At 49.4% G+C, this 13,598-nt stretch carries 14 protein-coding genes; 9 read left to right on the forward strand and 5 right to left on the reverse strand.

The annotated features are described in order from the left end of the window. The first annotated feature begins 4 nt into the window (after window positions 1-4). From narH to IYN85_RS13570, 6 genes are read left to right on the forward strand one after another with little or no spacing between them, the layout of a single operon-like run. On the forward strand, window positions 5-1,552 hold the full coding sequence (gene narH, locus IYN85_RS13545; protein ID WP_196159442.1) for a nitrate reductase subunit beta: 1,548 nt from the start codon (window positions 5-7) through the stop codon (window positions 1,550-1,552). 2 nt (window positions 1,553-1,554) lie between these two features. Further along, window positions 1,555-2,259, forward strand: a complete 705-nt coding sequence (narJ, locus tag IYN85_RS13550) for a nitrate reductase molybdenum cofactor assembly chaperone (RefSeq protein ID WP_196159443.1) — start codon at window positions 1,555-1,557, stop codon at window positions 2,257-2,259. Between the two features lie 16 nt (window positions 2,260-2,275). Further along, complete coding sequence (narI, locus tag IYN85_RS13555; protein ID WP_196159444.1) at window positions 2,276-2,962, forward strand: respiratory nitrate reductase subunit gamma; 687 nt, start codon at window positions 2,276-2,278, stop codon at window positions 2,960-2,962. 53 nt (window positions 2,963-3,015) lie between these two features. After that, on the forward strand, window positions 3,016-3,819 hold the full coding sequence (locus IYN85_RS13560) for a peptidylprolyl isomerase (protein WP_196159445.1): 804 nt from the start codon (window positions 3,016-3,018) through the stop codon (window positions 3,817-3,819). Window positions 3,820-3,836: 17 nt separating this feature from the next. Next, on the forward strand, window positions 3,837-4,247 hold the full coding sequence (locus tag IYN85_RS13565; protein WP_196159446.1) for a hypothetical protein: 411 nt from the start codon (window positions 3,837-3,839) through the stop codon (window positions 4,245-4,247). A 15-nt stretch (window positions 4,248-4,262) separates the two neighbouring features. Further along, a complete protein-coding gene (locus IYN85_RS13570) occupies window positions 4,263-4,904 on the forward strand; it encodes a response regulator transcription factor (protein ID WP_196159447.1) in 642 nt (213 codons plus the stop codon). 60 nt (window positions 4,905-4,964) lie between these two features. Here IYN85_RS13570 and IYN85_RS13575 read toward each other — a convergent pair whose 3' ends face one another. Next, window positions 4,965-5,648, reverse strand: a complete 684-nt coding sequence (locus tag IYN85_RS13575) for a YjjG family noncanonical pyrimidine nucleotidase (protein WP_196159448.1) — start codon at window positions 5,646-5,648, stop codon at window positions 4,965-4,967. A 205-nt stretch (window positions 5,649-5,853) separates the two neighbouring features. Here IYN85_RS13575 and IYN85_RS13580 point away from each other — a divergent pair, with 205 nt between their 5' ends. Next, the gene (locus IYN85_RS13580; RefSeq protein WP_196159449.1) at window positions 5,854-7,560 is read left to right on the forward strand and encodes a long-chain fatty acid--CoA ligase; all 1,707 of its coding nucleotides are present in this window, start codon (window positions 5,854-5,856) and stop codon (window positions 7,558-7,560) included. A gap of 11 nt (window positions 7,561-7,571) precedes the next feature. On the opposite strand, the gene IYN85_RS13585 is transcribed toward IYN85_RS13580, so the two are convergent. Together IYN85_RS13585 and IYN85_RS13590 are read right to left on the reverse strand one after the other, a co-directional pair. Beyond that, window positions 7,572-8,168, reverse strand: a complete 597-nt coding sequence (locus IYN85_RS13585; RefSeq protein ID WP_196159450.1) for a TetR/AcrR family transcriptional regulator — start codon at window positions 8,166-8,168, stop codon at window positions 7,572-7,574. Continuing rightward, window positions 8,165-9,031, reverse strand: coding sequence for an alpha/beta hydrolase (locus tag IYN85_RS13590; RefSeq protein ID WP_196159451.1), 867 nt, complete (start codon window positions 9,029-9,031; stop codon window positions 8,165-8,167). The genes IYN85_RS13585 and IYN85_RS13590 overlap by 4 nt, the downstream gene beginning before the upstream one ends. Before the next feature lie 615 nt (window positions 9,032-9,646). Between IYN85_RS13590 and IYN85_RS13595 the strand changes: the two genes are divergently transcribed. Continuing rightward, window positions 9,647-9,811 carry a hypothetical protein gene (locus IYN85_RS13595; RefSeq protein ID WP_196159452.1) on the forward strand — a complete coding sequence of 55 codons (165 nt, stop codon included), beginning with the start codon at window positions 9,647-9,649 and terminating at the stop codon, window positions 9,809-9,811. Next, window positions 9,808-10,089 carry a pyrimidine/purine nucleoside phosphorylase gene (locus IYN85_RS13600; protein ID WP_196159453.1) on the forward strand — a complete coding sequence of 94 codons (282 nt, stop codon included), beginning with the start codon at window positions 9,808-9,810 and terminating at the stop codon, window positions 10,087-10,089. Before IYN85_RS13595 ends, IYN85_RS13600 begins: the two co-directional genes overlap by 4 nt. A gap of 46 nt (window positions 10,090-10,135) precedes the next feature. On the opposite strand, the gene IYN85_RS13605 is transcribed toward IYN85_RS13600, so the two are convergent. Both IYN85_RS13605 and IYN85_RS13610 read right to left on the reverse strand, forming a co-directional pair. Continuing rightward, window positions 10,136-11,065: a Gfo/Idh/MocA family protein gene (locus tag IYN85_RS13605; protein ID WP_196159454.1), complete on the reverse strand. Its 930-nt coding sequence runs from the start codon at window positions 11,063-11,065 to the stop codon at window positions 10,136-10,138. Between the two features lie 344 nt (window positions 11,066-11,409). After that, window positions 11,410-12,960, reverse strand: coding sequence for a glycoside hydrolase family 19 protein (locus tag IYN85_RS13610; RefSeq protein WP_196159455.1), 1,551 nt, complete (start codon window positions 12,958-12,960; stop codon window positions 11,410-11,412). Window positions 12,961-13,598: the final 638 nt, after the last annotated feature.

Consider the following 13,598-nt stretch of genomic DNA (forward strand, 5'->3'; position numbering starts at 1 on the left):
CCAAATGAAAATTCGTTCTCAAATAGGCATGGTCCTGAATCTTGACAAATGTATTGGTTGTCATACCTGTTCAGTCACCTGCAAAAACGTCTGGACTTCCCGAGAGGGAATGGAATACGCCTGGTTCAACAATGTTGAATCAAAGCCCGGCATTGGTTATCCGAAAGAATGGGAAAATCAGAACAAGTGGAACGGTGGCTGGGTACGCAAGGCCAACGGTAAGATAGAACCAAAAATTGGCGGCAAATTCCGTATTCTGGCCAATATTTTTGCCAACCCGGATCTGCCGCAGATTGACGATTATTATGAACCATTCGATTTTGACTATCAGAATCTGCAAACTGCACCGCTGGGCAGCCACCAACCTACTGCGCGTCCGCGTTCGGTGATTACCGGCAAGCGCATGGAAAAAATTGAATGGGGTCCTAACTGGGAGGAAATCCTCGGTACCGAATTCAAGAAACGCAGTAAAGATAAAAACTTCGACAACATGCAGAAAGAAATGTATGGCGAATTCGAAAACACCTTCATGATGTACCTGCCGCGCTTGTGCGAGCATTGTTTAAATCCAGCCTGCGCAGCATCCTGCCCTTCAGGTGCCATCTATAAGCGCGAAGAAGATGGCATTGTATTAATCGACCAGGACAAATGCCGCGGTTGGCGCATGTGTGTGTCTGCCTGCCCCTACAAGAAAATTTACTTTAACTGGAAGTCCGGAAAATCCGAAAAATGTATTTTCTGTTACCCGCGGATTGAAGCTGGAATGCCCACCGTCTGTTCGGAAACCTGTGTCGGTCGCATCCGCTATCTGGGTGTGATTCTGTATGACGCTGACCGAATAGAAGAAGCCGCCAGTGTGGCCGATGAAAAAGACCTGTACAAAAAACAACTGGAAGTGTTCCTTGACCCGAACGATCCAGTTGTTATCAAACAGGCGAAAAAAGATGGCATTCCTGACTCCGTTATGGAAGCAGCCCGCCGTTCACCTGTTTACAAGATGGCGATCGATTGGCAGGTTGCCCTGCCACTTCACCCAGAGTACCGCACCTTACCGATGGTCTGGTATGTACCGCCATTGAGTCCGATTCAGTCGGCCGCAGAAACCGGCACCCTGGGTCATGATGGTGTTATACCGGACGTCGATTCACTGCGAATTCCATTGCAGTATCTGGCCAACCTGCTGACTGCCGGCGATATTGAGCCGGTTAAATTAGCGTTGAAGCGAATGCTGGCAATGCGTGCCTATAAACGATCAATCGAAGTGGATGGTGTCGAGAATCTGGACCTTCTGACGCAGGTCGGTCTGACCCAAAAACAAGTGAACAGCATGTATCGCTATATGGCGATTGCAAACTATGAAGATCGTTTCGTCATTCCAACATCTCATAAAGAAGAAGCAATGAAGATGGACGAAGCCTTTGGCGAACGCGGTGGTTGCGGATTCTCTTTCGGTGACGGATGTGAAGGCAGCAACAGCGGTCTTAATCTGTTTGGTGGTAAGAAAACCAAACGTCGGGACATCATTAAAAGTGTCCAGATCTGGGAGGAATAAGCATGCAACTTCTGAAACTGATTTCCGCTTTACTGGACTACCCGAGTGAGCCGATGCAGCAGGCTAAAGACGAATTGGTCGACGTGGTCCAGAGCAGCCGCGAAATCCCCAAAGCGCAACGCGACGGTATCAGTGAACTGATCAAGCACCTCTGTGAATCTGAATTAATGACCGTGCAGGAACGCTACAGTGAGCACTTTGACCGTGGCCGAGCCACCTCTCTGTTGCTGTTTGAACACGTTCATGGCGAAAGTCGCGATCGGGGTCAGGCCATGGTCGACCTGATGGATCTGTACAACCAGAACGGCTATCACATCAATGTGCGGGAGTTGCCAGACTTCATACCGATGTATCTGGAATTTCTGTCTTCCCAGGACGATTTGACTGCCCGCGAGGGTCTGGCAGACGTCGCGCATATCTTAGGTTTGCTCAGTGCGCGCCTTAGTGAACGCGAAAGCCCATATCAGGTGTTATTTGATGCCTTGCTCGTGATCAGCGGCAAACAAGTCAATATGGTTGAACTGAAAAAGAAAGTGGCCACTGAAGAACGTGACGACACACCCGAAGCGTTCGACAAGGTCTGGCAGGAAGAACAGGTTACCTTTGGTGCCGGGGATACAGCCGTTCAGGGCGGTGGCTGCTCAGCACCAGAGAACCCGGCGATGCCAAAAGAAGCCGTACACGAAGCCATTCACTGGGTTAACTAGGTCAGGGGAAAAGAACATGTCCAATCTTAATTTTATCTTGTATGGGGTTTACCCTTACATCGCTTTTATCGTCCTGCTGGTAGGTAGCTGGATTCGGTTCGACACCAACCAATACAGTTGGAAGGCCAGTTCAAGCCAACTGCTGCGCGGCAATATGCGCATGGCCAGTGTACTGATGCATCTGGGGGTGCTGTTGATTCTGGGCGGTCATTTCGTCGGCTTACTCACGCCTGAATCGATTTATCATCATGTCATCTCCTCGCAGGCCAAACAATTGGTGGCGATGACTATCGGTGGCTTGGCCGGAGTAATGATGCTGGTTGGTTTGCTCATGCTCATCTACCGGCGCCTGACAGATGAGCGTGTGCGGGCCAACAGTCGGTTTTCTGATGTGCTGGTATTGTTTCTGTTATTAATTCAATTGCTGTTGGGCTTATCAAGCATTGTCGTCTCAACTCATCACCTGGACGGTTCGGTGATGGTGTTACTGGCAACCTGGGCTCAAAAAACCGTAACCTGGCAGCCAATGGAAGCGGCAGAGGCGATTTCCAGCGTACACATCATCTATAAGCTACATGTGTTCTTTGGTCTGACCTTGCTCTTAGTATTCCCGTTTACTCGTCTGGTTCACATCTTGAGCGTTCCGATCTGGTACTTCGGGCGCAACTATCAGATCGTTCGCCGAAAGCAGCAATACCGCTAATCTTAACTGGGTCGCAGACAGCGTCCTGCGACCTTTCTATTGAGGACTTCGTTTTGACACAAGCATCAGAATCAATCCCAGAAGTGACCGTCAACGGTTTACGCATCGACGCGGACCAGATCGCAATAGAAATGCAGTACCATCATGCCGAATCATTTGATCAGGCACTGCACCAATCCATGGAAGCGCTGGTCATCAAAACACTGCTGATCCAACGCGCGCAACAACTTGGTATCATCGGCTCCGCTGAAGATATCAATGATGAACGCACCACCGAATCGGCCATTGAAAAATTAATTGAGCAGGAAGTCACCATTCCCGAAACATCTGACGACGCCTGCCAGGCATACTTCGATAACAACCGGCAACGATTTGTATCGCCGCCATTAATCGAAGCGCGGCACATTTTGTTGGCCTGCGCGCCGGACGACATTAATGCCCGCATTGATATGCGCCAACAGGCGGAGCAACTCATTACACAGCTGTCCGACAACCTGGCCGATTTCGAATCTATGGTTAAGTTACACTCCTCTTGTCCATCGAAGAACACCGGTGGGCACTTAGGTCAGATATCACCAGGCTCAACAGTTCCTGAATTTGAAAAAGCGCTCATGCGTCAGCGCCAGGGACTGTGCAGTTCGCCTATTGAATCCCGATACGGATTTCATATCGTGGATATCGCACACAAGGTGGACGGCGAAGCACTGCCGTTTGATGCGGTTCGCGACAAAATTCGCACCTACCTGCACCAGTCCGTCATACACAAAGCAGTTAATCAATATATTCAGGTATTAGCCGGCAACTCAGTCATCACGGGTGTCGACTTTGTTGGATCACAATCTCCGCTGGTGCAATAGCTATATAGGGAACCGTTATGAACTATGATTCGTTATCTCCATTCGAAAACAGTTATTTTTACCGGACCGCATGCTTTACGCGACAGGGGCACCTGATATCACTGGCTGATATTAACAACCTGAACAACCAAACAACGCTTGATGCGTGGTTCAGTCAGATATTTTCTTTGGCCGATGGTCTACACACCGTAAGTGAACTGTATCTGTTCCTGAGGAAAGGTTACCAAACTGCACCGGCCAGCCTGCGTGAAACCATTGTGTCTAATCTTTATCGAATGGTTGAAGGCAAATTGATTCGTTTCAGCGATGAAGCCGTCGCTATACCCTATCATGTCAGCGACGCGTTGAATGAGTTGGACTTAACCCGAGCACGGACGTCTTACTCTCGGTCGATATCAGACAACACCCATATCAACGATACGGTTTAATACAGGTTGGTTACTATGATTAGAGTTGCCGTTGTTGATGATCATCCCGTCATCCGAAAAGGTTTAAAACAGCTGTTGGAACTGGAAGACGACCTGCAAGTGACGGTTTGCATCGGCGAACCTGAAACGGTTGTCGAAAATCTGAAGCACGACCCGGTTGACATTGTGTTGTTGGATTTGAACATGCCGAAAATCAACGGCATTCAAGTACTGATAAAAATCAAACAGGCCAATATAAAAGCGAAAGTCATTGTATTCACCGTATCCGAAGAACCGGTCGATATTCATAAAGCCATTCGTGCTGGCGCCGATGGTTTTCTACTCAAGGACGAAGAACCCGACCAAGTTATCAATAGCATTCGGGATTGTGTTAACGGTCGTCACGTGGTGAGTGGCGCCATTGAAGATATTGTTCGAGATATGGTCTTTAATCCGCCACCGGAAAACATACACCCTTTACTTGCCAAACTCACAGAAAGAGAAAAAGATGTTTTGAGGCTCATTGGCAGGGGGAAATCAAACCGGGAAATTGCACAAGAATTATTTATGGCGGAAGGTACAGCAAAAGTACACGCCAAACGAATCCTGAGTAAGTTAGCCAAAAAAAATCGTATCGAAGTCGTTTTGTTGTGCCAAGAGTTAGAAGGTCTGATTTGAACAAGAAAACTCTCAGTGACTTATTAAAGATCTAGTCGCGGGTTTCCGATCAAAAAACCTTCAAACCAACCCTTTAATGTCGCTTAATTGCGTCACCACATAATCCGGCAGAACGTCAGTATTATTCTCAGCGCCCTTTCGCTGGTACCAACACCCTTTCATACCGACGTTCTGAGGTCCACGCACGTCGGCTTCTAAGGTATCGCCAATCATCAGGCACCGACCAGGGTCGGTTACGCCGACCGCTGCCATAGCAATGTGAAAAATATCCGCTTCGGGCTTCTGCACGCCAACTACCGCGCTGACGGTTATGCCATGCAGCAAGCCATCCCAGCCTGCTTTCCGCCAACGGTGTTGCTGAGAACTCGGGAAACCATTAGTGATAACGTGCACCGGGAGTTTGGCAGCCAGATATTGCATAAGATCGTCAGCCCCGTCCTCCAGTTCACATTGCAGTGCCAAACTCTGCGCGTAATGATCCGCAAGTGCCTGGGCGGACACTCTCGAGTTTTCGCCAATGGCGATGAGCCATTGCGACCAGCGGCGCAAGTTAATCTCATCATTGCGGATCAGCCCGGCGTGATAATCGGCCCAGCATGCTCGGTTAATGCCTTCATAAAGGGTGAGCACGTCCTCGCTCAGCGGTAGGTCAAATTGCGTGCAGCTATCTGCCAGGGCCTTTTCCTGTGTCCGGTCAAAATCAAACAGTGTGTTATCGGCATCGATAAAAATGGCGTCGAACATAGAAACCTCTGAATAGCGGAATTTACCGCTCTGAAATGCTGAAAAACCTGCATTGAATCATATTAGCGGTAATTAAAGCGAACTAGGACTAGCCACTCGGGCTTAATCGCCATAAAATATACAACTGTATATTATTTTAAGGTGTATACACCTAACCGAGGTCCCCTTGTTATTTCTGGAAAAAATCCAATCGCACGCACACCTAATGCCCGATCAATCTGCCCTATCTCAACAAGTGGTCGGGCAATGGCGCCACCTGACTTGGGCTGAAAGCTGGCAGGCTTCTCTGCATATTGCGGCCGGGATGGCGTCGTACGGGGTAAAACGCGGCGACCGGGTCGCGATTATGGCCAACAACTGTATCGAGTGGACCTTAGTTGATATTGCCTGCATGGTAATTGGTGCGGTGTCGGTACCGGTGTATGCCACGTCGAGTCCAGAACAGATTGAGTACATTCTGAATCACAGCGAAGCCAAACTGGTCTTCGCAGAACCCGAATTAGTTGCTCTGATCCGCGCTTTAGATAATCGGTTGCCCACAGTAAACGCTGTGATCAATATGAATGTTCACCCCGCTGCGGCCGAAACGCTAGACACGTTGGCGCATTGGCAAACGCAAACTTTTCCCGACATTCGCGTTGAACCGACACAACCAGGCGACCTGCTGACCATCGTTTATACCAGTGGCACCACGGGCAACCCAAAAGGCGTCATGATTACCCATGGCAACCTGTTGGCGGCCATTGAAGCGCATCTCAGCGGCATTGAATTCAATGCTGGCGATCGGTCTTTGGCGGCACTGCCATTGAGTCATATTTTTGAACGCGGCTGGACGGCAATAGCACTCTACGCGGGCGGTCATAACCATTACGTGGCCGATATCAACGACTTACAAACGCAATTACAGTCGGTAAAGCCTCATGTATTCTGCGCTGTACCGCGGATATTCGAAAAAATCTACGCGGGCATTGTTCACAAAGCGCGACAAGCGGGACCGCTTAACGCTGCAATCTTGGCGTGGGCATCTGCACGTGTCAGACGCAATCAACAACGTCAGCAACAGGGTAAGCGCGTTAATGGTTTCGCCCGGGCCATGCAGCAATTAGCAACTCTATTGGTAGGCCGGAAGATCGCGCACGCATTGGGTGGCAATATCCGCTTCATGCCTTGCGGTGGCGCTGCGCTCGATCCAGACATTCATGGTTTTTTCATGGGCCTGGGCATCCATGTAAAAATTGGCTATGGCATGACTGAAACCCTGGCCACGGTCAGTTTCATGCCGGATAACGGTTATGTCTTAGGCACTCTTGGCAAACCGATGACAGGCATCGACATTCGCATCGCTGAACAGAACCATGAAATATTGGTTCGCAGTCCGAGCATGACACCCGGTTATTATAAAGATGAAAAAGCGACGGCCGAACTGATACAGGACGGCTGGCTGCACACGGGCGATGCTGGGCATTTCGATACCGAAGGCAATCTGGTTTTTGAAGAGCGCCTGAAAGAGTTGATGAAAACCTCCGGCGGAAAATACATCGCGCCCCAACATGTTGAAGGCGTGTTGATCCGCGAAGAATTGTTTGAGCAGGTTGCGGTTATTGCTGACGCGCGCAACTATGCTACCGCCTTGATTGTGCCGGCTTGGGAAGCACTGGAAGACTACGCCCGCAGCATCAATCTGCAATACGACAACAAACTCGATCTGCTGAGAAATTCCAAAATTCTGGCGCACATCGAAGCGCGATTGCAGGCCGTGCAAGTCGGGCTGGCACGTTATGAACAGATAAAACGTTTTACGCTTTTACCGAGAGAATTTTCGATGCAGGACGGCGAAATCACCCCCACCATGAAACTGCGTCGCAAGGTGATCAGTCAGCGTTTTGCCGATGAAATAAAAGCCATGTATTAGCAATCACGGCATTAAGCAGCGAACCGAGCCAAAGCTCGAAGCAACATATTGTGCTGACGTGCGGTTGCTTTCGTGTTTTCTTGAATGGGGCTGGCGACAGACGACCCCACATACAGGCTATAAAGTTCGTATGCGATTTCCTTACTGCTGACATTGCGCACCATCGAGTCCTGCGCCTGTGCCTTCGCGACCAACCCGGTCAAGGTTTCCAACAACCGGCGCTGTTGCTCGAAAGCATGACGCCGCACAGGGGAGTCTTGCCTGTGTTCGTATTCAACAATGGCTTTGACAAACGGGCAACTGGTTTGCTCTTTCGTGAATACTCGCGCTGTCCAGTTTACCCAGTTTGAAATTAACTGCTGTAATTGGGTATAAGCATCATCGTGCCGGGATGGTTTAAGAACGTTCTCGATGAACTGTTTTTCGCTGTAGTCGAGAATCGCAATCTGCATGTCGTCTTTGTTTTTAAAGTGCGAGATCACACCCGTGCGCGACATTCCAGTCAGGCTGGAAATGGTACCGATGGTGATGTCCGCCAAGCCATATTGACTACTGTGCAGCATGCCCCGATTTAAAATACTGTCGCGCGTGCGCTCACCCTTGTTCATACTGCCGACAACTGCTCCGAAATGTGATGGATCACGTCAGTATCGCGCAGAATGCGCCGATGTCCCAGCCCCTCGGTACAGATAAGGGTCACATTCCCGCGTTGAGCGTACTGTTCAACATCCGCAAATGGTGCGTATCGGTCTTTGGCGTCGTGAATGAAAACCACATTGTCACTGACTTTATGCAAATGCTGTTCGGCATCCAGATCGGTCCAGGTTTTACCATAGCGCCGGGTGACCGAATCCAGTACACGGGTCAGGAAATGCCGGGAAATGCCAAAACGCTCGACTTGCGCAAACATGATGTTAAACATGTTTACTGGAACCGAGATTAACACCACCTTCGATTGCCGAAGCAGGCTGACGGGCAGATTCAGAATCGCCAACCCACCCATGGAGTGCCCGATCAGCGCGTGCACTTGCTTACCACTGGTCTGCAAGTGAGTAATCACCAACTCAAGAGTCTCAATGAATGCAGGTAAATGGGCGCGGTTTCCTGCAGATGTGCCATGACCGATATGATCGATCGCTGCGACACTGAACCCCTGCTCCAACAACGATTCCACCAACGCCTGAAAGCTGCCGCTGGTATCGCCCCAACCGTGGCTGAGCACAGCGACACGATTGCCATCACCAAAAAGATGCACTCGTACATCACCTGCCTGTGAGGCAACCACCATCGGTTTCGACACCAGGTCTGCCCCAAAGGTGACCGTTCTGGGGGCCTTTGGATTCAATAGCAACGCATGACCAATACGCGCGGTAAGGTGAGGAAACCAACGGCTGAGACCCCCGGTAAACGATAGCGAAACCCGTTGCAGCCAGAAATCTCGCTGTGTTTGCTGAAAATAGTCAAATGCCATAAACCCTCCAAAATAGAACAACTGTTCTTATTTTAAGAATAGTACGGGCGTACTATTTTTGCAAGGCTTTTTTTTACCGTTCAGGGTTTCAATTGTTCTGCAGATTTGGGTTTCGGCCTTAACAATCCCAGCCGCCACCAAAAAAGGTCTGATCACACGTCTCAATTTCGTCTTCGACAGATTGTTCGCAACCGTCAACCATGGCCGACGCTGTTGTTCAAGCACCGCTGTATATCCAACCAGTGAGACGCGAATTGCTTTGTGTAATGGTTTGAAAGGCCGTGAAACAACCTGCGCCACATTCTCAATAGATAAACTAACTTCCAAATTCTATTTAGCCCGACCAGGCGTAGATAATCATTCCGTCGCATTTGATTTGGCTGACAGAATTGACACGTTGCAACGGATTCAAGGGCATGGATGCCCTTGCAAGCGCCGCGTGTGTGCAGGGAAGCACGCTCAAGCGACCGTTCGAAAAAAGTGTCAAATAAGGCAGAAAACCAAAGCGGGCGACAAAAGGAGGGTTAAAATCGAATCGTCAGATCTGACTGTTTCTTCACGGCAAAGGACACACATTTAAAACAGGTCGTAGCTACTCTCAAATTGATAATTCACATGCCTCGTGAGCTTATGCAAGTACCATTCTGGACACCCGTATCCGCACAACCCAAAACCACTCTCTACCTGCAATATGCCGGTGCAAAAATAGGTTCACCACTTTCAACCCCAACGACGTACTATGGCGACCTGTTCAATTGGAAAAATGAGGAAAGCCAATGATCAAGCATAATTCTTATTTCGACGGTACTGTTCAGTCACTGGCACTGGAAGGGCATGAAAAACCGGCCACTGTGGGCGTCATGGCCAAAGGCGACTATGAATTCGGCACCGAAGCGGCAGAGTTGATGCAAGTAGTTGCAGGTGAATTGATCGTAAAGTTACCAGGTTCAGACGAATTTGAGTCATTCAAAACCGGTAGCGAATTCCACGTACCCGCCAACAGTAAATTCCAGTTGCAGGTACCGGTCGATACCGCCTACCTGTGCATTTACGGCTAAACATTCGAAACGCTTATAAAACTGAAGCCGCCTTTCGCGGCTTTTTTTAGCAAGGTTGTTTGATACTCGAAACAACCTGTTCACACAGCCGGTGCGTTGAACGCACACCTTCCAGGTAACCTTGTTGCGCAACGCCTGCTCGTACCGACGCAACAAACGCCTCTAACATGGCAACGAAACCTCGTTTCTCCAAGGTGCTGGTCCAATCGTCCACGAGTAACACATGTCGTTGATTATCACGCAGGTGCACACCCGTTGTCAGATTGTCGAGTTGCCAGGCCTCATTCAATTGGCTGATATCCAACCGTTCGCAGGTTTGTCCATAAAGCCGATTCATACTGGCACACACCGCTCGACCGTTCTCCTGCCAATTTACCTGCAGACTGCCCAATGCAACGTCCTGAAAATAAGCCGAAACCATCGGTTCACTGACCAATTCATTCATAGCAAAACGTACGAAATCCAGTACATGAATGAAATCGTCATACACAAAGGTTCGCACATCCCCCGGCAAATTATGTCGATTTTTCTGATAGTGGATTTGCAGGGGTCTGTTTGCGAGCACAGGTTGGTACAATGGCACATAGCGACGATTAAAACCGCAGAACAATGGCGTATTTTTACGCAAAGCCAGATCAATCAACGTTTCGGTTTGATCGAGCCTGTCGCTGATCGGTTTATCAACGAAGACAGCAATGCCACGTGTGAGCGCCTGTTCGATTAACGCAGCATGTGATGACGTAGCGCTGTGGATCATAACCGCATCGACAGGTTGGTTGAGCAGTTGCGCGTAATCCACATACGTCTCCGACACGCGATACTGCGCCGCAAACTGCCTGAGTATTTGTTCGTTTCGGGTACACAGTATGGGGCAGATATCCGCCCGCTGCGTCATTAACGGCAAATAAGCTTTCGCTGCAATGTCGCCCAAACCCACCAGGGCGATACGCAATTGTCGAGTCGATGATTGACTCATATATTTCTCCAACTTCTTTTGTCCAGAAACATCACCGGCCACTGCGTTGAGATGACAGATTAACGACCAAACTTTCTTGCAATTTATTTCACGTACACAATGTTTTAACTACGGGAGTAACAACGCCCGGCTCTACTCGCAGTGGAACATTTCATTGAAGTGCGCACGTGTTGGAATGCACATGAATGGCCAATGACATAAGCAAGGCTAGCAAAAAAAAATGCGGTAAGTATTGCAATGCCGCAGTAAAAAACCAATGCCATTGGGAATATTAGGGCTTAAATGGACGCCATAAAGAAAGAAAGCCGAAAAAACCGGGCTTGAACAGCCCGGTCAGTTTAAGTTTATTTTTCGAGAATGGTCACATCGAAATACTTCACCAGACACTTCTCATAGTCACCAGCTTCGAGAACACTGTAAGCGGTTTGATAACCCACCAATTTACACTCGAACGATTTGCCGCCTGGGTTTTCAGCAACATAACGCCAGTCTTGATCCCAGTTCAGCAGTAAACCACCTGCGCCTTCGACGACATATGCGTCTTGCCCTGCGCAACCGAGTTCTTCATCTGCGGCGATATCGACACCGAGATACGCGGCGACACCGCGATAATACTGTATACGATTGGCCGACTGCGGCTTCTCGTGTATTCCATCGGTTGACTGACCGCATTCAATGCCTCCGTTGACGATATTGGTCGTAGCGCCAAAGCCCTTTTTAATACCACGACTGGCATCCACCGCGTTTGGCTGCCATGTTCCATCCACAACGTGCAGGATCGAAGGTTTTGGTGACTGAGGTGTCACCGTAAACCAGATGGCCGAAGCAATGGGGTAATAGGATGTAGCAACCTTATCGGGTTCCTGCAGGAAAATCGATGAGTCACCAAACAGGGCGGTCGAGAACGGTCCATAGTTGAAGTTATAACTTAACTGCTTGTAACCACGTCCATAATATTGTTTTCCCGCACCGCAGGCCCACTTTTGCCCTTGCCAGGAATTCGGATCGCAAGTGACATCATAACCGCAGCCCGGTGCACCTTCGGTACAACCCGCTTCGCGCAGGTAATACATTGACTGACGCCATTGTTCGATACTCGCGTTGGGATCGTGCGCGCCGGTTTCCTGTCCACCGTGTGCCACCAGCGTCGCAATCAGCTTACGGCAAATTGCATCGGAGTCTTTTCCTTCGTAGGTTGCGCAATAGCCTGGAAACTTGCCAACGGCCTGCAAGAAGCCTTGATAGGTATAAGCAGGGTGCCGCATAGAAAACATATATTCAAAGGCTGCAGGCGTGACAATACGCTCTACCCGTTTGACATTTTCCGGGTTGGCTAAACGCCCGGGCGCGATTGACTGAGTATCCGACTCGGGTAAAACCTGGATATCTTTCTTGACTCGGACGAACAGATCGCTCGCGGTTTTGGCGGACTCCGAGGTTTCAATATCGGATCGGCACAGTGTGTACTGGCCATTTGCGTCCGTTTGAATACCGCAGTCGCTACCTGGTAAATCCGGGTCTGGATCAGGGTCGGGACCTGTTGCACCGGCCACCGAAATCGTCACCGCCGACGACTGGCTGCAACCGTCTGCTGTACATAAACGAGCGACCAGCGAGTAACTTCCTGCTTCAAAGTCGGCTACACATTGCCCGGTTTGGGCATTGTTGCCATTGGCCGCAATGGTGGCAGAGCAAATATCGGCACCATTGGCTGCGACAGCCCATTGTGTGCCATTCGTACCCCACCACATGTTCCAGGTAATCGAAATGCTTTGACCGCTGTCGTACGTTGTCGGCATCCAGCTGATGGAGGGTTTCGCGGGAACCGCGGCGTGCGCAATAGACGCAGCAATAACGGCGAGCATACTCGCCATAACCAAGTTTCGTTTTAGCATAGTCTGAGTGTTCCTTTGTTATTGTTTTGGTCGGAAGCCTACGAGGTTGGACCCACAGAAAAACGCAGCTCGTCTCGTATGTCGCCGGTCATTCGCCAGAGACAAATCTTCCGGCGCGGAACGTAGCACCGGTCATTTGTTGACCACAATAAAAAGAAAGTTTGCGTGCCAATATTTAGGACTGTGTCACATGAATTGGCTTTTAGAAAAAACACCTTAGAGACCAATGCATGATTAAATTACTGTCGCGTGGACAGCGACTAAAAATCCTTACTTTAACTAAACGAAGTTAAAAAGTAGCTTATTGAAACACTGAGGGTTGATACTTTAAAAACAACAATTGAAGCGACCCCAGCGACGATAACAACCAGATGAGCACGGTCAACGCCATTGCAGCCTTAATAAGTTTATTACTTACACGAACCTTTCGATACATAACCAATATCGATAAAAGCACTACACCGATGATACTAGCCAAATGGCCGAGATTAAACTGACCAACGACTATGAACACAGAAGTTGGTCCATCATCACCACCGATAATCCCTCCACCCAGCAGAAAGGCATAGAACTCAGGATATAAAACCGAGCTAAGGACTAGAATTAAAAAATACACGGGATACAGCAGTATGAACGTC

Origin of the sequence: Reinekea sp. G2M2-21, assembly GCF_015687175.1 — a bacterium.
Taxonomy (GTDB): domain Bacteria; phylum Pseudomonadota; class Gammaproteobacteria; order Pseudomonadales; family Natronospirillaceae; genus Reinekea.